This is a genomic window from Pedobacter nutrimenti (genome assembly GCF_032678445.1).
GTDB lineage: Bacteria > Bacteroidota > Bacteroidia > Sphingobacteriales > Sphingobacteriaceae > Pedobacter > Pedobacter nutrimenti_A.
In genome coordinates, this window is the sequence record NZ_JAVTSQ010000004.1 from 281,363 (window position 1) to 302,203 (window position 20,841).

Below are 20,841 nucleotides of genomic sequence, written 5' to 3' on the forward strand. Positions count from 1 at the left end.
ATTTTGTAAATAGAATCATTTTGGCCAAAGATAAGACTAAAGAAACACCATTAATGCAGCAGTACAATGCAATTAAAGCAAAGTACCCGGGCGCATTATTATTGTTTAGAGTAGGAGATTTTTACGAGACATTTGGAGAAGATGCAGTAAAGACTGCACAGATATTAGGAATCGTACTCACCAGGAGAGGAAACGGGCCGGGAGGCCATATAGAGCTTGCGGGTTTTCCGCATCATTCCCTGGAAAACTATTTGTCCAAGCTGGTTAGGGCTGGACAGCGTGTGGCCATATGTGATCAGCTGGAAGATCCAAAGACAACCAAAACTATTGTAAAACGTGGGGTTACAGAACTGGTTACACCAGGGGTGGCTTACAACGACAATATTTTAAGTCAGAAATCCAACAATTATCTCGCTGCCATCTATTTTGATAAAAATCAGATTGGCGTATCGCTGCTGGATATTTCTACAGGAGAATTCCTTGTAGCACAAGGCAACGCAGAATATATTGACAAAGTGATGCAGGGCTTTAAGCCTACAGAAGTTGTTTTTCAAAAAAACAGAAGACTGGACTTTCTGGAGTTGTTCGGCGATAAATTCTATACCTATACACTGGACGACTGGGCTTTTACCACCGATTATGCAAACGAAACCTTAACCAAGCATTTCGAAGTGGCTTCACTAAAAGGCTTTGGTGTAGATAAATTGCAAACTGGTATCGTAGCGGCAGGGGTAATCCTCCATTATCTGAATGAAACGGAACACCGCAATCTCAAACATATCACCTCCATCTCCAGGCTGGAAGAAGATCGCTTTATGTGGCTGGACCGTTTCACAGTCAGAAATCTGGAATTGGTCAGCTCTGCCAATGACAATGCCGTAACCTTATTTGATGTGCTGGATGAGACCAGTACACCTATGGGGGCAAGATTGCTCCACAAGTGGATCATTATGCCACTGAAGGAATTGAAACCTATACAGGAGCGTTTAGGTATGGTGGAGTACCTGGTTGCAAATGAAGATCTTTCGGTGGAGTTGCTTTCACATATTAAACAGATAGGAGATCTGGAACGACTGATCTCTAAAGTGGGCCTGTTGAAAGTAGGACCGAGGGAACTTTGTCAGTTGAAACGTGCTTTACACCATATAGAAGAAGTAAAGAAATTGACAGAAGCATCCGGAAATCCATTTTTGGGGCTTATTGCCGAGCAATTAAATCCCTGTCTGTCTATCCGGGAAAAACTGGAAAGAGAACTTTTTCCAGACCCACCCGCATTGCTGATTAAAGGAAATGTGATTGCAGATGGTATAGATGAAGAGTTGGACAGGTTGAGAAAGATCTCTTATGGAGGTAAAGATTACTTGATTGAAATCCAGAAAAGAGAGGCTGCGGCAACGGGCATTCCTTCACTCAAAATAGCCTTTAACAATGTATTTGGCTATTATCTGGAAGTTACGCATACACACAAAGATAAAGTGCCATCAGAATGGTTGCGTAAACAAACCTTAGTTAATGCAGAGCGTTATATTACCCCTGAACTGAAAGAATACGAAGAACAGATTCTGGGAGCAGAAGAGAAAATCCAGGAAATAGAAGTCCGCTTGTACAATGAATTGATGTACCAGGTCAGTACCTGTATTAAACCTATACAGCTCAATGCTTATATGATTGCACAGCTGGATGTGATGTTGTGCTTTGCTCAACTGGCGGTGAAGAACCATTATGTGAAGCCTGTGCTCAATACAAAGAAAGTTCTGGACATCAAAGGCGGGCGTCACCCGGTCATAGAAAAGCGTCTTGCAGCAGGAGAGGAATATATTACCAACGATGTTTTGCTCGATAACAATACGCAGCAAATCATCATCATAACCGGTCCCAATATGTCGGGTAAATCTGCTATTCTGAGGCAAACCGGATTAATTGTTTTAATGGCTCAAATGGGCTGCTTTGTTCCGGCTAAAGCTGCAACTATCGGACTGGTAGATAAAATCTTTACGCGTGTTGGTGCTTCAGACAATTTATCGTCGGGCGAAAGTACATTTATGGTGGAAATGAATGAGACCGCCAGTATTCTGAACAATATTTCAGACAACAGTCTTATTCTCCTCGACGAAATAGGCCGGGGAACAAGTACTTACGATGGAATCTCTATTGCCTGGGCAATTGCAGAATTCCTGCATACCCATCCCAGTGCCAAACCTAAAACCTTATTTGCTACACACTATCATGAATTGAATGAACTGGCCAACACCATGGCCCGCATCAAGAATTTTAATGTGTCTGTAAAGGAAATAGGAAACAAGGTCATCTTTTTAAGGAAACTGGTGCCAGGTGGAAGTGAGCATAGTTTTGGTATTCACGTAGCTAAAATGGCAGGAATGCCTCCTAAGCTGATTGCCAGGGCCAATGAAATCCTGAAGAAGCTTGAAATTGACCGCACCGAAGGCCAAAGTATAAAAGACAGTATTAAAAAAGTACAAAACCAGGCTTATCAGCTGCATATGTTTGCTGTGGATGACCCTGTCCTTGTGAAAATAAGGGATATGTTGAATAACCTCGATGTGAATGTATTAACCCCCGTTGAAGCCTTACTCAAGCTAGATGAGATTCAACGTCTAATCAAGCAGTAAATGAAAAGAAACTTAGGATTGCTCGTCATTTTAATGGTATTTCTAACGGCCTGCGGCTCCAGAAGACATACCGTCACCAATAGTAACGCAGCCAATGCTGCCGCTGCTGCAAATGCGATGTCCAATCTTAAGAACAAATCCCTTTACCGGTTCATTAACGACTGGACTGGGGTAAGATACCGTTTAGGAGGGCTTGATAAAAACGGTATAGATTGTTCTGGTTTTGCCTTTCTGCTGGAAAAGGAAATTTACGGCATACAACTTCCGCGCAGATCAAGGGACCAGGCGCAGACAGTCAGGAACAAAAACCTTGGCCAGTTGAAAGAAGGAGACCTCATTTTCTTTTCTTTTGGGGGAAACGAAGTAGACCATGTCGGTATCTATCTCAATGATGACTATTTTGTACATGCCTCTACCACCAGAGGTGTTGTGGTAGACAATATTACCCTGCCCGCTTATCAGAAAGCATTTGTTAAGGCGGGACCCGTAAAATAATTTAAAGCATTATAAAGGAATGTCAGAACCAAAACACGACTATTCATTCTGGACGAAATACAAAAGGTTCGCCACTACGGAAATCATCATGTATCTGATCATGATCATAGGCATAGGCCTGGGAATCGTCATTCTCAGTTGAGCTTAAAGACAGCTTTTGACTGGTCGTAGCGCTGTACCCTGTTGATAAAATCAACCAGATCCTTATAACGTTCAGCGGGATAATTACCTTCTTTCAATAAGAAATACCGGCTGTAGGTAAGCAGCTTTCCTGTTAAAGCTGTTTTAACAATAAAAGTTCCAAAATCATTCTTAATCTGGATGTTTTCCATTTCTGATTCTATTTTGAAGTTTTCAGGCAGTGTATACTGTATGGTGTCCAGTTCCATAAAACCTCTGTTAACCACAACGGGCCTGGTACGGTTGGTCACCTCGTTGATGATTTTCGCTTTATTAAAAGCATTTAAAACCAAATAAGCACGGCTTTGTGTTTGAGGAACATAACTTCTGATGCGTAAATCAAGATGCTCCGTTGTTGCCGGCTTGCTCGTCTTTAACTGATTGAACGTTACTTTGTCAAACTCAATATTGTCCAGATCGTATTTCGATTTTAATGATTTGACCTGTTCCTCCGGCGAATCGCTGATCAAACCTTCACAATTGTCATACTCAGCCCCCTCAAACCGGGTCAGCATATTGCCTTTTACATTGCCTTCCTCGTCGATGTTCAGTGAAGCCGTCCGGATGGTTTTATTCTCCGTTGCAGACAAAACAGGAGTATGAAGTAACTTTCCGCCACTTTCCGTACAGGCCAATACAGTCCTGTCATCGGTAAAGTCTCCTAAAAAGCCAAAAGGTACGGTCTGACTGGTGCATTCCAGCCAGGTCGTATCCCTTTCAAAGGGAACACAGAGGATAATATGATTCGCCTGATCCATACTGGCAAAGTCCGGATCCATGCTTCTTTTTTGATTTCCGGCATAAACAATGCAATATTCAGAATAGATATCAGCTGCCTTTAAAAGACTTTGCATATAGTTTACAAGACCTTTACAATCTCCATAACCCATGCGGTCTACCTCTGCAGCCGAAATCGGTTGAAACCCACCAATGCCAATCTGAACACTCACATAACGGGTCTTTTCCTGCATGTAAGTGTATATCTTTTTAGCCTTTTCCTTAGGGTCATTTATACCGTTCACCAATGATTTTACCATCTGTATCGTTTCAGGTGCCAGATTCTGCCGTTTTGAAAGAAGGTCGGTATAAATCCACTTACCTAAATCATTCCAGTTATTGTAACTTCCTGAAAAAGCATAATAATTGAATTTTTCCGGTGCTATTTTAACCCTTGTCAGGTAATTTTCAGGCGAAGGCGCATAGGGTTCTGTTTGGAAGGAAGGAATATTGGTCATCTCCCAGCTGTAACTCGACAGTTTTTCTTCCTTTGTTTCTTTCGTTTGCCCAGGATAATTGTAGGTCTTTATATGCAATTTGTCGCCTGGCAGACAAAGGAATCTATAGCTGTTCTTTTCTACAGAAACATCTGGAGAAGGTGAGGCATACCAGTCTGGAATAATCAGGTTCTGTTTGTTTTTTAATTCGTATTCATAAACTATCGTATAAGGATACTCGGTAACAGCCGGTTTAAAATGCTTTACACGGTCGTCTTCGAAGAGAGAAAAATCACTGATTGCACTTTCATCTGTAAAATTGCTTTGGTTAAATTTGCTGATCGGTTTACCCTGAGCGTCATACACTATACCCTTTATACTTTTTATACTGTTGTTTTTATTGTAAAAAAGGACCAGTTCCGCACGTGCATCACCATTCTTATTCAATACAGAAATGGCTTGTCTCACCTTAATAGATACATTGTCTGGCGCTCTCATATCTACAACTGTTTCCATGTCGCGAATCACCGCGTTTGATCGGTTTTTCAATGCTAAAGGAATATCTTCAGTCTTATAGGTGTTTTGTGCAGCTGCGGGAAGGACAACGGGAATCAATAAGAGAAAAAGAAGCTTGCGGAACATATTATTTAGCTTTTTTTAAGATAAGATCTGTTTTTTGTTGCTGTATGATCCTGCTGAAGAATTCTTTCAAAGACAAATATTCCTCAGGTGTATAGATGGCCTTATTGAGCTGGAAGACCTGGCTAAAGTTAATCGTATCGTTCATAAAGGAAATCTGGCTAAGATATTTTCCGCCTCCATCTGGAAGGGCGATATTCAGATCTTTTGGCTGGTCATTCAGTGTATAGCCTGCTGGCAATCTGAGCAATATATTTACACGCTTTTCATTTGCAGCAGCCAAATCCACCGGGTAATTCCTTTCACTTAAATTGAAAGGATTTTTTGTCGTATGGTCTATAAAGAAAGGGTTAAAGTAAAACTGCTGTGCATTCATACGATCGAAAACCTTCATTTCAATATCATAATCTTCAATCAGAGGAAGATCAAGACTGTCCAGGTTGGAAATCTTATGTTTAAGGATGCTGATCTCCGGCATTTGTTCATCCAGCTTTTCTACATACTGATCTACAGAAGAAGACTTCAGAATTTTATTCCTTTTATTTAATGCACTGTATCCGTTGGAATAGGTGATGAGCTTACCTTTAATCTTTCCGTCCTCACCAAGTGCACCGTCAAATGTATACCTGGAGATGTCTTTTTGGCTTGCTTTTAAATCATACCAGTAAGATTCCTTCTTAAGATTAACCACCCGGCCCCTGTCATTAATACAATGCATCGGAAGCAGACCAAAGGGGAGCAAGGGATCTGAAGCATCCAGAAGATAACTTTGACCATCTATATTGACCTTAGCAACCACATAGTCGAAATCGCTGATGACTGGATATAGATTATTGACTATTCCATTTTCCCTGGTGGAAAGCATTACTGCTTCCGCATCGAGATTGGCAGCAGAAAGGGCAGCAACCAAAGCCAGGTTAATGTCACCTATATTTCCACTATGTGTGTCAAGTGCTTTTTTGATGGTATTTTCACTGTACTTTCCTCTGTAGCCGTTCCATACTATAGATTTCTTTACATAAGCATAAATGGCTTTTGCCTTACTCAGATCGTCACTCGTATTCTTAAGCACAGCCGGAAGAAGATCTTTAAAAACATCCTTCCTTTTCATCTGGCCACCAAAAGACTTATCGCTGGTCAGTTCGTAATCTACATCCTTCCAGGTCTTTGTAATATTGTTTTTGTAGCCGTTGAGGTGCTGGACATCAGAAAGTTCAAAATAAATAGCCGATTTGAAATTAGCAGCAGCGGTCATATAGCTTTCCTCTATAAAAGGCGGGATATCTTTCATAATATAGGTCATCCTGGAACAATCAATGTTTTGTCCCTGGATCCTCAGGCAATCTTTACTAACATCACCCTTTTGAGAGCTCAATTTAAGATAGCCCCTGATCGAAGCGTTAAAATTATAAATAGCCGGAATAAAACCAACGAATTCACTGTAGAGTTTCGGTATGCCAGATTGATACGCCCAGGTCACAAAATTAAAAATATTTCTCCGGTTGATTCTGTAAGTGAATTCAATAATACTGCCTTCCTTAATATTGGGAAGGGTAAATTTTTTGATTTTCAGATATTTGCTTCTGTTATCTGTAAATACCTGCTTTTTGTCCAGATCCGTTCTTACATATTGACCATTGATAAAATTAAAGGTAGCGGCAGTCAGTTCGGTCATCTCATCTTCTTTATCGTTGTTATAGACCCAGAGGGGGACCTCGATATTCGACTGATTAAACCCTTGCTTATTCAGTATTTTAATCTTGACATGGTACCTGTAATCCACATAGCTGTGGCCATCATTGTCATCTATTTGAATAGAAGCAGTACCAAATTCTTTAATCACAATGGCATTAGCATTGCTATCTATGGGTGTGTTTTTTAGGTTGAGGTCATCGCCGTTAGGTTTACCGAAATCAAAATCCTGGGCAAACGCGGCAGGAAGGCCAAATACTGTACAGATCAGAAGGACTAAGAAAGGTGTTTTCATTGCTGAGCGTGGAATAAAGCTGCAATTTATAATTTTCTTGAAGATCCACGCTAAATAAAGTAGAAATTACTGAATGATTTTTACGACTTTTGGGAACTACTAAAACTGATCATCAAATGATCATATCTTTAAAATTGCAGTATTAATACCCATGAAATTAAATTTAAAACGCCCGCTTGCTTTTTTTGACCTGGAAACTACAGGTGTAAATGTTGGATCAGACCGTATAGTGGAAATAGCTATATTGAAAGCAATGCCGGATGGTACCGAGGAGATCAAAACACTGAGAGTCAATCCGGAGATGCCCATTCCACTTCAGTCTTCGCTTATTCATGGTATATACGATGAACATATTGCCCAGGAACGTACTTTTAAAGAAGTAGCACAGGAACTGGCCGATTTTATCGGAGATGCAGACCTTGCCGGTTATAACTCTAACCGTTTTGATATTCCTGTATTGCTGGAGGAGTTTCTAAAGGCCGGAATAGATTTTGATATGACAGACAGAAAATTCGTAGATGTTCAGAATATCTTTCATCAGATGGAACAGCGTACCCTTCGTGCAGCCTACAAATTCTATTGCGACAAAGATATTGTCAACGCACATTCAGCAGAAGCAGATATTACCGCAACATATCATGTACTTCTTGCTCAGATAGAGCGTTACAAAGACGCGGATTTTGAAGACAAACAAGGAAACATCAGTAAGCCTGTCCAAAACGATGTCGAAGCGCTGCATCTGTTCACGAATATGAATAAACCTGTAGACTTTGCGGGAAGAATGGTTTTCAATGAAGAAGGACAGGAAACGTTCAACTTTGGAAAACACAAAGGCAAAACCGTAGAACAGGTATTTGATATTGAACCAAGTTATTACGCCTGGATGAAACAAGGAGACTTTCCTTTATATACCAAGAAGAAACTTGAAGAAATCTGGACAAGATGGAATAAAAAGAAAGAACAGAATAAGGCACCCAAGCCACCGGTTGCTCCAAAAACACCAGTTGCTCCAAGGCCCAATTTTATCAATAACAACACCCAGCCAGCAGCAAAAAAAGATAAGCCAGCAGCAGAGGTGACCAACGATATGCTGGAACAATTAAAAATGAAGTTCGGAAAATAAGGAGTTATGAATAAACTTTCTCTTTCTGCATTTCTGTTCGTTCTGGCCTCTTTTGGCGCATTTGCCCAGCAAGGACTTCCTTTAAGACCGGAAATTCAGGCCGCCTATACCAAAGGTACCCGTTCATCAACAGGTAAACCAGGCCCCAGGTACTGGCAAAATACGGCGGGTTATGATCTTAAGGTCAATTTTGATCCGCAGAGCCGTTTGGTCAAAGGAACAGAAGAGATTACCTATGTAAACAACAGCCCAGATACCTTAAAGCAGATCTGGTTTAAGCTTTATCCCAATTTGTATAAAAAAGGGGTTGAACGCAAAACCAAATTTAACGAATCTGATTTAGGCGAAGGGGTACAGATATCGGCATTGAAGATTGGAAACCAGGTGATCGAGAAAAAAGCCATGGTAGAAGAAGGAACCAATATGTATACTGCTATCGCGGCACTCGCTCCGGGCAAAAGCATCAAAGTCAACGTTAGCTATAGTTACGTGCTGAATAAGGGATCACATATGCGTACCGGTCAGGTAGACGAAGGTTCTTATTTCGTAGCTTATTTCTTCCCAAGAATTGCGGTATATGATGATATTGAGGGCTGGAACAGATATCCTTACACAGGCGAAGAAGAATTTTATAACGATTTTTGCAGTTTTAAAGCAGAAGTGACCGTTCCAAAGGATTTCGTAGTATGGGCTACAGGTGATCTGAGCAATTCCGCAAGTGTTCTCCAGCCAGAGATTGCCGGAAGGCTGAAAAAGGCTGAGCAATCGGATAGTGTGATAGATGTGATCACCAAAGAAAACCTGGATGCAAGAAACGTAACCAAAGACAAGGCGCTGAATACCTGGAAATTTGAAGCTAAAAATGTAACAGATTTTGTGTTTGCGACCAGTGATCATTATTTATGGAAATCTTCAAGCCTTGTGGTTGATCCCAAAACTTCAAGAAGGACCAGGGTGGATGCAGCTTTCAATCCTTCTCACAAAGATTATTATGAAGTAATTGATTTTGCACGTAAAACGGTGCATGCCATGAGTTATGATTTCCCTAAATGGCCTTTTCCATATTCGCACGAAACGGTGTTTGATGGATTGGATCAAATGGAATATCCTATGATGGTGAACGATAACCCATTGGAAAACAGAGAAAATTCGATCACCCTAACCGTTCATGAAATCTTTCATACCTTATTCCCATTTTATATGGGTGTCAACGAAACGAAGTATGGATGGATGGACGAAGGCTGGGCAACCATAGGGGAGTGGCTGATCTCGCCAAGCATAGAGCCCACTATGGTGGACGAATATGGTGTAGCACAAACCGGTGCCACTTCAGGATCCAAAGATGACTCGCCAGTGATGACGCTGACACCGGATCTTAAAGGATCAGGAAGTTTTACAAATTCCTATCCTAAACCAGGTCTGGGTTATCTATTTGTGAAAGACTACCTGGGGGATGAGCTGTTTACCAAAGCACTACACCACTATATCGCACAATGGAATGGTAAGCATCCAATGCCTTATGATTTTTTCTATAGCATGAACGAAGGCTCAGGTAAAAATCTCGATTGGTTCTGGAACCGCTGGTTCTTTAGTGAAGGCGTAACAGACATGGCGATCAAAGATGTTGAGCTGACCAATATGGGTTATCTGATCAAAATTGAAAATAAAAGTGCCAAACCGCTTCCAGTAGATCTGAACCTGGAATATGAAGATGGGTCTCAAGAAAAAGTTCATAGAACCATCGGTGTTTGGGAAAAGGGCGATACCATAGCAGAAATTGATATTCCTACTTCAAAAGTTTTGAAGAAGGTAGTACTGGGGAGCGCACATGTTCCTGATAGAGATGGAAGTGACAATACCTTTCATGTAAAAGTAAAATAATAAAAAAGACCTCTTAGGAGGTCTTTTTTATGAAATCAATATTCCTCGTTAACCCCTTGAATTTGGTTCTTTTCACTGCAGAATTTTTAAATATTGTTTTAAAGACATCTTCAGTGATATCCATCCAGTCTTCCTTTTTCATTTGCAGCAGGTTTTCCTTTGGCTGGAACTGAGGTTCCGCATGAGGAACTGCAAATCGGTTCCATGGGCAAACATCCTGGCAAACGTCACAGCCAAACATCCAGTTGTCCATTTTATCACTGAAGTTTGCAGGAATTTCATCTTTCAGTTCAATGGTCAGGTAAGAAATACATTTTTTTGCGTCAATAATATAGGGAGACAAAATGGCCTCTGTGGGGCAAGCGTCGATGCATTTTGTACAAGTACCGCAATGATCTGTTGAAAAAGGCATATCTTGCTCCAGTTCCAGATCTATGATCAGCTCTGCAAGGAAAAAGAAAGAACCGCTCTTCTTACTGATGATATTGCTGTTTTTTCCCACCCAGCCAATGCCAGATTTTTTTGCCCAGGCCCGATCAAGCACAGGTGCAGAATCTACAAAAGCTCTTCCACTCACTTCTCCAATCTGCTCCCGGATAAACTCCAGTAACTGAAAAAGTTTTACCTTGATCACCTCATGGTAGTCGTTTCCAAAGGCATATTTAGAAATCTTGGGAGCATCCGGATCTGTTTGACTTTGTTCGGGGAAATAATTCAAGGTAAGAGAAACGACCGATTTGGCACCTTCAACCAATAGTCTTGGATCCAGACGCTTGTCAAAATGGTTCTCCATGTAGGCCATTTTTCCATGATGATTTTGGTTGAGCCATTTTTCTAGCCTCGGTGCTTCTTCTTCCAGAAACCCAGCTTTGGAAATACCACATTGCATAAAGCCCAGGCGCAAGGCCTCCTCTTTAATCACTTTGCTGTACCGGGAAGAATTATTTAACATCACAAAGCAAAGATAGGGTTTAGCCAGAAACCTTTTAGAACTTGATTTGTTTCTATATAAGAATCACAAAAAAAATAAAGTTATGGAACCCGACGAAACCAAATTGGGTGAGGGTCAGAATCTTCCTCATAAACCCGTAGAAACTAATTATTCAAAACATCAGGAAGACCCGGGGCCATCACCCCAGGCCGTTAACGAATATGATAAGAACGGAGCAGGTCCGATTTTGAAGTGGCTCATCCCAATCTTAGTCATTGCCTTATTGATCTATTGGTTAATATTCCGCTAAAAGATCATTTTAATAATTTAACCTGATAAAGATCACTGCGGCGGTCCTTTAATATCTTCACTGTGCCAAAATGGTGCAATTCATCCAAAAGATGTAAATCTACATCGACCACAAGCATCATTTCGGTATTAGGAGTGGTCTCCGCTTTTACGGCATTGGTTGGAAAAGCAAAATCCGAAGGGGTAAATACGGCCGATTGAGCAAACTGAATGTCCATATTGTTCACCTTGGGTAAATTCCCTACACAACCGGCAATGGCCACATAACATTCGTTTTCTATGGCCCTGGCCTGTGCACACCGACGTACCCGGGTATAACCGTTTTGTGTGTCTGTTAAAAAAGGCACAAACAGAATTTGCATACCCTGGTCTGCATAGATCCGGCTTAATTCAGGGAATTCTACATCATAACAGATCAGGATCCCGATCTTACCACAGTCTGTATCAAATACCTTAATCTTGTCTCCGCCCACCATTCCATAATATTTGAGTTCGTTGGGCGTAATGTGTATTTTCCTGTATTCTTCCGTTTTACCACTTCTATGGCACAGGTAGGTAGCATTGTAGAGCTTATTGTTTTCCAGAATCGGCATACTTCCGGAAATCACATTTACATTATAAGAAACGGCATATTCCTGTATCTTGGCTACAATTTCTTCTGTCAGCTCAGCCAGTTTGCGCATGGCCTCCATTTCCGGCAGATGGTTATAAGGCTGGAGAAGGGGAGTATTGAATAACTCAGGAAACATAATAAAGTCGGATTTATAGCCACTCACCGCATCCACAAAGAATTCAACCTGCTCATAAAAGCTTTCCATAGTTGGAAACAAACGCATCTGCCATTGTACCAGACCGATACGGATCGTTTTAGCAGAGCGTGCAGAAGCATCGACCCCCTGGTAATAAATGTTATTCCATTCAATTAAAGTCGCAAACTCTTTAGATTCGTGGTCGCCGGGAAGGTAGTTTTTTAGCACTTTCCTAACGTGAAAATCATTGGAAAGCTGGAAGGTCAGGGTAGGATCGTAAAGTTCCTTTGATTTCACCTTATCAATATATTGTCTCGGGCTCAGTTTATCGGCATGCTCGTGATAGCCAGGTATGCGGCCTCCCGCGATGATACTTTTCAGGTTCAGGCTTTCGCAAAGTTCTTTCCTTGCTTCATACAGTCTCCTCCCTAAACGCAGGCCACGGTATTCCGGAGAAACGAAAATCTCTATTCCATATAGCGTATCCCCATTAGGATCATGTGTAGAGAAAGTATAGGCACCTGTGATCATTTCATAGGTATGCTTATCCCCGTATTCGTCATAATCGACTATAATAGAAAGAGAACAAGCTACTACCTTATCATCTACCGCAATACACAGTTGTCCTTCAGGAAATAATTTCAGCAGTTTAGCTATCGTTTGTTTGCTCCAGATCTGGCCGCCGAGGGTATCGTAGGCTTGCAGCATGGATTCTTTAAGGTCGTTATAATCTTCTAAGGTAAGTTTTCTGAGTTCTATATTCATATATGTTTGTATGATGCCACCGGAAAAAAGCCGGTACAACATACAAACAACTAAAACAGTCTTCCTGTTTGGGCCTGGTACTGTCTTTTTAAATGAATATAAGCAGCTTCGGTCACTTCTCTTCCTCTTGAAGTGCGCATAAGGTATCCTTCCTGAATGAGGAAAGGTTCATAAACCTCCTCAATCGTACCCTCATCTTCACCAACAGCGGTAGCAATGGTTTTTAAACCAACAGGCCCGCCCTTAAATTTATCAATAATGGTCAGCAGGATTTTATTGTCCATTTCATCCAGTCCGTGTTCATCTACATTCAGTGCGGTTAAGGCAAAGCGGGCAATTTCTGTATCAATTTCACCATTTCCTTTGATCTGGGCAAAATCCCTGGTGCGGCGCAGTAATGCATTGGCAATACGAGGTGTACCTCTGCTTCGCCTAGCAATTTCATAGGCACCCTCATCCGTAATCGGTGTTTTTAAGATCTCAGAAGAACGTTGAACAATGGTGGTGAGCAATTTGGCATCGTAATAGGCCAAACGGGCATTAATACCAAACCTGGCCCTTAAAGGCGCTGTAAGCAACCCAGAACGGGTTGTGGCGCCAACCAGAGTAAATGGATTCAGTCCGATCTGCACAGAACGGGCATTCGGTCCGCTCTCCAGCATAATATCAATTTTAAAATCCTCCATGGCAGAATAAAGATATTCTTCAACCAGAGGACTTAAGCGGTGGATTTCATCAATAAAAAGAATATCGCCAGTTTCCAGATTGGTCAATAACCCGGCAAGATCGCCGGGTTTATCCAATACCGGTCCTGAAGTAACTTTAATCCCGGTATTCATTTCGTTGGCAATAATATGGGAAAGTGTGGTTTTCCCCAGACCCGGAGGGCCATGCAAAAGGACATGGTCCAAAGACTCTCCGCGTAGTTTTGCTGCTTTTACAAAGATCTTCAGGTTTTCCATGATCTTGTCCTGACCCGTAAAATCATCAAAAGCCTGCGGCCGCAATACTTTCTCTATATCACGTTCAACGGGCGTTAGATTTTCAGAAGAGGCATCAAGATTTTCATTCATGTTGTAAAGTTAATAAAATAATACAGCGGATTAACCGCGGAACTTGTCTGCAACTTTAGCTTCTTTTACTCCATTGGAATAATCATAGAAGCCCTCGCCCGATTTTACACCTTTTTTTCCAGCCATGACCATGTTGACCAGCAGTGGGCATGGCGCATATTTAGGATTTCCAAAACCATCGTGCAGCACTTTTAAAATGGCCAGACAAACGTCAAGACCAATAAAGTCGGCGAGCTGAAGCGGTCCCATTGGATGAGCCATACCCAGTTTCATGACCGTGTCAATTTCCTCTACGCCGGCCACACCTTCAAATAAAGTTTCAATAGCCTCGTTGATCATGGGCATCAGGATTCTGTTGGCTACAAAGCCCGGGTAATCATTGACTTCAACGGGTACTTTCTCCAGTTTTGCGGAAAGCTCCATCACCTGAGCTGTGGTTTCGTCACTGGTCGCATATCCGCGAATCACTTCTACGAGTTTCATCACAGGAACCGGATTCATGAAATGCATGCCGATCACCTTGTCACCGCGGTCGGTCACCGATGCGATCTGGGTAATAGAAATGGAAGAGGTATTACTGGCCAGGATTGCTTCTGGTTTAGCAAAGGCAGCTAAATCTTTAAATATTTTTAGTTTTAACTCCAGGTTTTCCGTCGCTGCCTCTACAATCAGATCGGCCTCGCTAACCCCTGTCTTCACGTCTGTAGAGCGGGTAATGTTATGGATGGTTGCTTGTTTCTGCATTTCTGTTAAAGTGCCTTTCGCTACCTGCCTGTCCAGATTTTTGTTGATGGTAGCCAGTGCTCTGTCCAGAGCTTCATTATTGATATCAATCAAAGTGACTGCATACCCGAATTGAGCAAAAGTATGGGCAATACCATTACCCATGGTACCGGAGCCAATTACTGCAATGTTCTTCATAGAATGAATATATATGGTTGTTTTTTTATGGTGCTAATCTGTTAATTGTCCAGTTTCCGTCTACCAGTTCATAACTGATCCTGTCGTGTAAACGGCTTGGTCTGCCTTGCCAGAATTCTATATGACTTGGTTCTACGATATACCCACCCCAGTGTTCAGGTCTTGGTATCTCGATATCTTTATATTTTTGAGTCAGTTCCTTTACCTTTTCTTCCAGTAATTCACGGCTTTCAATTACAGTACTTTGAGGAGAAGCAGAAGCTCCAATTTGGCTTCCTGTTGGTCTGGAATGGAAATACTGATCAGAAACTTCAGCAGATACTTTAGAAACCCTTCCCTCAATCCGAACCTGTCTTTCCAGTTCAGCCCAGAAAAATACCAGGCAGGCTTGCGGATTCTCTTCCATTTCTTTGCCTTTAGCACTATTGTAATTTGTATAAAAGGTAAAGCCGTTCTCCTCAAATCCTTTAAGTAATACGATTCTGGCCGAAGGCCGCCCTGAACGATCTGCCGTAGCCAAAGTCATCACATTAGGCTCATAAAGTTTCGCATTCATGGCGTCTTTAAACCATTTGGCAAACTGTTCAATTGGATCTCTGTCCACATCATCAGCCGAAAGCTCGGCGGAGCGGTAATCCTGTCTTAAGTTCTGTAAAGTTTCTGTGCTCAAATCCATACTACAAAAATAGGTTTTAGTTTAATCAAAATTATCCCTATTTTTCCGAAATGTTAAGTCCTTTAAAGCCATCTTCCGGTAAATTATTAATTTCAGAGCCATTTTTAAATGACCCTAATTTCCGACGTTCCGTAGTTCTTATTGCAGAACATGCGGAAGCTGGAACCTTAGGTTTTGTATTGAATCACAAAAGCGATCTGCTGGTTAGTGATTTGATTGCTGAAATGGAAAACGCGAATTTTCCTGTTTATTATGGCGGACCTGTAGCCACCGATACCATACATTTTATTCACCGCTGCTATGATAAGCTGAATGACGGTGAAGAAATCGCACCAGGAATTTACTGGGGCGGTAATTTTGAAGCCCTGACCATTCTGATGAACAACAATAGCATCAATCAGGACGAGATCAAATTTTTTATAGGATATTCGGGTTGGGGAGCAGAACAGCTGAAGAATGAGCTGGAAGAAAACACCTGGATCGTATCCGATCAATACCATCCAGATGTTGTATTTTCTGCAAATGAGGAAGAGGTATGGCGAGAGGCTATTATTAACCTTGGCCCTAAGTATGCTCATGTGAGCAATTTTCCTCAAAACCCCAATCTAAATTAGTTTTTGCTGTTAATGCTCCAGTTCAGCAGCAGTTTCTTCCACTTTTTTTCTAAGATCGTCTTTGTACTGCTGCATTTTAACCGCAAGAGCGTCATCAGCTGTAGATAGGATCTGTGCGGCCAGCAACCCTGCATTTTTTGCTGCATTTAAAGCAACGGTAGCTACTGGGATACCGTTAGGCATTTGCAAGATAGATAAGATAGAATCCCATCCATCAATAGAGTTTGACGATTTAACTGGTACGCCGATCACTGGTAAAACCGTAATCGAAGCGACCATTCCAGGAAGATGCGCCGCACCACCTGCACCTGCAATGATTACTTTTAGCCCTCTTGAAGCAGCTTCTTTTGCATAATTGAACATTCTTTCAGGTGTGCGATGAGCAGAAACGACAGTCATCTCGAACTCCACCCCAAAATCTTTTAAAATGTCGGCTGCATCCTGCATGATGTGTAAATCAGATTTGCTGCCCATTATTATGCCTACTTTTATGCTCATTATGAAATTACTTTTAAAGTTTGTTTAATATAGTTTGCTTTTTCGATTGCTTTCTCACGATTCTGATCTATAATGGTCACATGGCCCATTTTGCGGAAAGGTTTTGTGTATTTTTTGCCGTATAAATGTACGTATACGCCATCAATGGCCATGATCTTTTCCAATCCCTGGTATTTAGCTACGCCCTCATGTCCCTTTTCTCCCAGTAAATTGATCATCACCGCATTGGTAATAGAACGTGTATCTCCTAAAGGTAAGTTACAGATCGCCCTTAAGTGCTGTTCAAATTGAGATACATAATTACCTTCTATGGTTTGATGACCACTATTGTGTGGCCTTGGAGCGAGTTCGTTTACCAGGATCTCTCCATCTTTAGTAATGAACATTTCCACGGCCAGGAGTCCTGTAATGTTTAAAGCAGAAGCAATATTCTTTGCAATCGTTTCTGCCCGCTGTTGTATGTTTTCCGGATAGGTAGAAGGACTGATCAGAAATTCGACCAGGTTGGCCTCACTATTAAATTCCATTTCTACCATCGGGAAGGTCTTTACATCACCGTTCGGGTTTCTGGAAACGATCACCGCAATTTCCTTTTCAAAGTCGATCAGCTCTTCAATCAGACAGGGCCCTTCAAAGGCATTATCTATATCATGCTGACTTGAAATCTTCATTACACCTTTGCCATCATATCCATCTTTACGCTGTTTTAGAATATAGGGATAACCAAAGCTCGTATTGAACAGATCATCTTTTCCATTCACCAGCTGGAATGGAGCTGTTGGAATATCATTTTCTTTAAAGAATTGTTTTTGTACCCCTTTGTCCTGAATCAGGCGGATCACTCTGGATTGAGGGTAAACCATTTTACCTTCTTTTTCCAGCTGCTCCAGGGCTTCAATATTTACTTTCTCAATTTCGATAGTCAGCAGATCGGCTTTTTTTCCAAAATTATAAACGGTGTCAAAATCTGTAATGGAACCGCATTCGAAGTAGTTTGAAATGTGTTTGCAGGGAGCATCTGGATCAGGATCCAAGACCAGGCTGGTAACGTTGTAATTAATGGCTTCCTGTATCAGCATTCGCCCTAATTGTCCGCCGCCCAATATACCCAGTTTTAAATCACTTATTTGTTTTGCCATATCAATATGAAAAAGTTATGCTTATTTTGCACAAAAATAACAATATAAACGGATTGATGGATGCTGATGCTATAATTATTGGGGCCGGTGCCTGCGGATTGATGTGTGCAGTGCAGGCGGGCTTCCTGGGTAAAAGGGTGATTTTGTTAGAGAAGGGGGCACAGCCGGGTGCTAAAATCCTGATCTCAGGAGGGGGGCGGTGTAATTATACCAACCTGTTTGCCAGCGATGAACAATTCATTTCGGGCAATAAACATTTTATGAAATCAGCTTTCACTCAATGGACAGTAGAAGATACCATCAACTTTTTTGAAACTTATGGGATTACCGGGAAAGAAAAAACACTTGGACAACTTTTTCCAGACGATAAAAATGCAAAAGATGTTGTAGAAGTATTCACCAGCCTTTGCCGGGATATGGACCAGCAGATCAGGTGCGGAGCAGAAGTTACAGACATCAGTGCAAAAGGGGAAGGGTATGTTGTAAGCTATACCAAAGGAGGAAAGAGCGTTCAATTGCAATCCAATAAAGTTGTTGTAACTACCGGAGGTTTACCTATCCCTAAAATGGGTGCTACGGATTTTGCCCTTCGTCTTGCCCGGAAACTTGGTCTCCAATTGGTAGAAACAGCGCCGGCATTGGTGCCACTCACTATTACGGGAAAAGATGAGGAATGGTATGCACGACTTTCCGGTAATACGGTTTTCTGCGGGGTCAGTAACGATCAGATCTCTTTTGAGGAGAATCTACTTTTTACCCATTGGGGATTGAGCGGCCCATCTATTTTGCAGATCTCGTCCTACTGGAGAAAAGGAGAAACCATTAACATCGACCTGTTACCCGGCCATAATATTTCTGAACTTGTGGAGCAGGAGCGTAGCCATCAAGGTAAAAACCTTCTTTCTACCTTGTTCAACCGTTTCTATACCCGTAAATTCACCGAAGCGATGTCTAAATTTTTGCCTGTTGACAAGCCCGTTGCAGATTTGACCAAAGCTGAAATGGAATTGATCCACAACACCATACATCTTTTTAAAGTGAAGCCTGCCGGAGACAAAGGTTATGATAAAGCAGAAGTGATGCGCGGAGGTATCGATACCAACGAACTGTCTTCTAAAACCATGGAATGTAAAAAAATGCCGGGCCTCTATTTTGGTGGCGAGTGCGTTGATGTGACCGGATGGCTGGGTGGTTATAATTTTCAATGGGCCTGGGCAAGTGGTTATGTGATTGCACAAGTATTATAATTTAATATCCGCTTAATGTGAGGCTCACTTTACAGGCCTAATTTCGCCCTATATTTTATGGGGAATCACAGTACAGCCGGATCAGCAGAACATCATACACCGGTGTATGACCTGAAGACATTCGAAGATCTTTACCGGCGTATGTACCCCACGCTGATCAAATATGCTGTGTACATGGTCAAAGATGCAGAAGAAGCACAACTCCTTTTGAATGATGTTTTTATTGGCATATGGAAAAACAAGGTGCAAATTACCGAAGAAAAAGCCTATCTGTTCCGTTCAGTGAAAAATGCGGCCCTCACTTATCTTAAAAATTCCAGAGTGCAGTTCCGTATTCTGGAAGAAGAACAAATACCGCTGATTCCAGATCAAAATGCAGACCCCTTGCAAGCCTACCAGGAAAAGGACCGGAACCGGGCACTGTATAACCTGATCGATCAATTACCGGAAAGACGGAGATTGGTTTTTTACCTGTATAGAATTGACGGCTTTAGTTATAAGGAAATTGCAACTTTGCTGGATATTTCGGTGAGAACTGTAGAAGACCACCTGGTCAAAGGCTTTCAGTTCCTTCAGGAAAAGGTAACCCGCCACGAGGAAGAATTCAGGTAAAATCACTTAACGTATTGTTAATGGAATCTTAACCTATTCCGGCCCGTAGAAGCACCCGGTTTTATTGTCTTGTCTATAGTAAACAGGATAAGAATGGACCAAGAGATCTGGAAATTAATATTGTCACATGTATCGGGCGAGAACAGCGAAGAAAACGAAATACGCCTAAATGAATGGCTGGTCAAGGACCCTGTACATCAGCAACAATTTGAGCAGGCCTGCAGACTTTGGGCCGATACGGCCCAAAGTCCGGAACAAGGTGCATGGAAAGAAAGCTTTGCCCAAATCAAATCTGAGGTTGTGAAACTCGATTCGGTTAAAGCGACTGAAGAAAAAAGGTTGAAGGTCGTTTTCAAACGCTGGATTGCCGCGGCTGCAGTGTTGGGCGGAATGATTTTACTCGGTATATTTTTTCAAAACAGAAAACCTGTAGTTCAGGGTGAAGCTGCAGGCTGGATCACCGAAACTTCAGCGGCAGGGCAGATCCTGAAAGTACTCCTGCCCGACAGTACCGAGGTTTGGCTGAATTCAGGAAGTCGTATCCGTTTTCCTAAAAATCTACAAACAGCGGCCATCAGAAATGTTCAGTTAACCGGAGAAGGCTTTTTTAAAGTAAAGCGTGATGTGAAGCATCCCTTTATTGTAAAGAGTTTAAATCTTCAAACACGTGTGCTGGGCACCAGTTTCAATATTAAAGCCTGGGCAAAATACCAGCCTGAAGTTACGGTAATGACCGGTAAAGTCGCTGTGTCCAGGGATTCCGCAGGTACACAATCTGCGGCTATCCATCTTCTGCCCAATCAAAAAGCCGTCTATAACCATGTTTCGGGAAAACTTCATCAGGAAGATGTAGAGGAAGCAGCAGATGCAAATGCATGGATCAGTGGAAAGCTGATGTTCAATCAAACATCGGTACAAGAAGTTTTTGAAGCTATTGAGCGCAGGTACCAGGTACGCATACAGTCAGAACATGATTTTAAAGGCTGCAAGCTTACAGCAAGCTTTAAAAATATAGCGCTTGCTGAAGTTCTTCAAACTCTGAAAATTACGCTGGATATCAATTATACCATCAACAAACAAACGATCTATATAAAAGGAGGTAAATGTAACTAGACAGCTATTAAAAAAAATAGCCTCAGATGTTGACGCATCCAAGGC

The 20,841-nt window shown here is 41.8% G+C and carries 19 protein-coding genes; 10 read left to right on the plus strand and 9 right to left on the minus strand.

All coding sequences use genetic code 11. The features are described from left to right. Window positions 1-20: 20 nt before the first annotated feature. The 3 genes from mutS to R2S08_RS08740 are packed head-to-tail and all read left to right on the plus strand — an operon-like array spanning window position 21 to window position 3,267. Window positions 21-2,630, plus strand: a complete 2,610-nt coding sequence (gene mutS, locus R2S08_RS08730; RefSeq protein ID WP_316834797.1) for a DNA mismatch repair protein MutS — start codon at window positions 21-23, stop codon at window positions 2,628-2,630. Further along, complete coding sequence (locus tag R2S08_RS08735) at window positions 2,631-3,125, plus strand: C40 family peptidase (protein WP_316834798.1); 495 nt, start codon at window positions 2,631-2,633, stop codon at window positions 3,123-3,125. A gap of 19 nt (window positions 3,126-3,144) precedes the next feature. After that, the gene (locus tag R2S08_RS08740) at window positions 3,145-3,267 is read left to right on the plus strand and encodes a hypothetical protein (protein WP_316834799.1); all 123 of its coding nucleotides are present in this window, start codon (window positions 3,145-3,147) and stop codon (window positions 3,265-3,267) included. Here R2S08_RS08740 and R2S08_RS08745 read toward each other — a convergent pair. Beyond that, a complete protein-coding gene (locus R2S08_RS08745; protein ID WP_316834800.1) occupies window positions 3,260-5,161 on the minus strand; it encodes a DUF3857 domain-containing protein in 1,902 nt (633 codons plus the stop codon). The genes R2S08_RS08740 and R2S08_RS08745 overlap by 8 nt on opposite strands. A gap of 1 nt (window position 5,162) precedes the next feature. Continuing rightward, on the minus strand, window positions 5,163-7,145 hold the full coding sequence (locus R2S08_RS08750; protein WP_316834801.1) for a transglutaminase domain-containing protein: 1,983 nt from the start codon (window positions 7,143-7,145) through the stop codon (window positions 5,163-5,165). A gap of 151 nt (window positions 7,146-7,296) precedes the next feature. Here R2S08_RS08750 and R2S08_RS08755 point away from each other — a divergent pair, with 151 nt between their 5' ends. Both R2S08_RS08755 and R2S08_RS08760 read left to right on the plus strand, forming a co-directional pair. Then, window positions 7,297-8,268 carry an exonuclease domain-containing protein gene (locus tag R2S08_RS08755; RefSeq protein ID WP_316834802.1) on the plus strand — a complete coding sequence of 324 codons (972 nt, stop codon included), beginning with the start codon at window positions 7,297-7,299 and terminating at the stop codon, window positions 8,266-8,268. A 6-nt stretch (window positions 8,269-8,274) separates the two neighbouring features. Further along, window positions 8,275-10,149, plus strand: coding sequence for a M1 family metallopeptidase (locus R2S08_RS08760; RefSeq protein ID WP_316834803.1), 1,875 nt, complete (start codon window positions 8,275-8,277; stop codon window positions 10,147-10,149). Between the two features lie 13 nt (window positions 10,150-10,162). On the opposite strand, the gene queG is transcribed toward R2S08_RS08760, so the two are convergent. Beyond that, window positions 10,163-11,101, minus strand: coding sequence for a tRNA epoxyqueuosine(34) reductase QueG (queG, locus tag R2S08_RS08765; protein ID WP_316834957.1), 939 nt, complete (start codon window positions 11,099-11,101; stop codon window positions 10,163-10,165). Window positions 11,102-11,183: 82 nt separating this feature from the next. Between queG and R2S08_RS08770 the strand changes: the two genes are divergently transcribed. Further along, window positions 11,184-11,390: a hypothetical protein gene (locus tag R2S08_RS08770; RefSeq protein WP_316834804.1), complete on the plus strand. Its 207-nt coding sequence runs from the start codon at window positions 11,184-11,186 to the stop codon at window positions 11,388-11,390. Window positions 11,391-11,394: 4 nt separating this feature from the next. Here the strand turns inward: R2S08_RS08770 and R2S08_RS08775 are convergent, their stop codons facing one another. Genes R2S08_RS08775 through pdxH form a run of 4 tightly spaced genes read right to left on the minus strand, consistent with a single transcriptional unit; the run spans window position 11,395 to window position 15,573 of the window. After that, the gene (locus tag R2S08_RS08775) at window positions 11,395-12,903 is read right to left on the minus strand and encodes a bifunctional GNAT family N-acetyltransferase/carbon-nitrogen hydrolase family protein (protein WP_316834805.1); all 1,509 of its coding nucleotides are present in this window, start codon (window positions 12,901-12,903) and stop codon (window positions 11,395-11,397) included. Window positions 12,904-12,953: 50 nt separating this feature from the next. Beyond that, window positions 12,954-13,976, minus strand: coding sequence for a Holliday junction branch migration DNA helicase RuvB (gene ruvB / locus R2S08_RS08780; protein WP_133779777.1), 1,023 nt, complete (start codon window positions 13,974-13,976; stop codon window positions 12,954-12,956). A 30-nt stretch (window positions 13,977-14,006) separates the two neighbouring features. After that, window positions 14,007-14,897 carry a 3-hydroxybutyryl-CoA dehydrogenase gene (locus tag R2S08_RS08785; protein ID WP_316834806.1) on the minus strand — a complete coding sequence of 297 codons (891 nt, stop codon included), beginning with the start codon at window positions 14,895-14,897 and terminating at the stop codon, window positions 14,007-14,009. A gap of 25 nt (window positions 14,898-14,922) precedes the next feature. Beyond that, entirely contained in the window at window positions 14,923-15,573 is a 651-nt protein-coding gene (gene pdxH, locus R2S08_RS08790) for a pyridoxamine 5'-phosphate oxidase (protein ID WP_316834807.1), read from the minus strand. Window positions 15,574-15,623: 50 nt separating this feature from the next. Here pdxH and R2S08_RS08795 point away from each other — a divergent pair, with 50 nt between their 5' ends. Next, entirely contained in the window at window positions 15,624-16,187 is a 564-nt protein-coding gene (locus R2S08_RS08795) for a YqgE/AlgH family protein (RefSeq protein WP_316834808.1), read from the plus strand. 9 nt (window positions 16,188-16,196) lie between these two features. Here R2S08_RS08795 and purE read toward each other — a convergent pair whose 3' ends face one another. Both purE and R2S08_RS08805 read right to left on the minus strand, forming a co-directional pair. Next, entirely contained in the window at window positions 16,197-16,685 is a 489-nt protein-coding gene (gene purE, locus R2S08_RS08800; protein WP_133779773.1) for a 5-(carboxyamino)imidazole ribonucleotide mutase, read from the minus strand. After that, on the minus strand, window positions 16,685-17,824 hold the full coding sequence (locus R2S08_RS08805) for a 5-(carboxyamino)imidazole ribonucleotide synthase (protein WP_133779772.1): 1,140 nt from the start codon (window positions 17,822-17,824) through the stop codon (window positions 16,685-16,687). The genes purE and R2S08_RS08805 overlap by 1 nt, the downstream gene beginning before the upstream one ends. A 17-nt stretch (window positions 17,825-17,841) precedes the next feature. Here R2S08_RS08805 and R2S08_RS08810 point away from each other — a divergent pair, with 17 nt between their 5' ends. From R2S08_RS08810 to R2S08_RS08820, 3 genes are all read left to right on the plus strand, one after another. After that, window positions 17,842-19,071 carry an NAD(P)/FAD-dependent oxidoreductase gene (locus tag R2S08_RS08810; RefSeq protein ID WP_316834809.1) on the plus strand — a complete coding sequence of 410 codons (1,230 nt, stop codon included), beginning with the start codon at window positions 17,842-17,844 and terminating at the stop codon, window positions 19,069-19,071. A 57-nt stretch (window positions 19,072-19,128) separates the two neighbouring features. After that, window positions 19,129-19,683 (plus strand): RNA polymerase sigma-70 factor, encoded by a 555-nt coding sequence (locus R2S08_RS08815; protein ID WP_316834810.1) that lies wholly within the window; start codon window positions 19,129-19,131, stop codon window positions 19,681-19,683. 93 nt (window positions 19,684-19,776) lie between these two features. Continuing rightward, window positions 19,777-20,796 carry a FecR family protein gene (locus R2S08_RS08820; protein WP_316834811.1) on the plus strand — a complete coding sequence of 340 codons (1,020 nt, stop codon included), beginning with the start codon at window positions 19,777-19,779 and terminating at the stop codon, window positions 20,794-20,796. Window positions 20,797-20,841 lie beyond the last annotated feature (45 nt).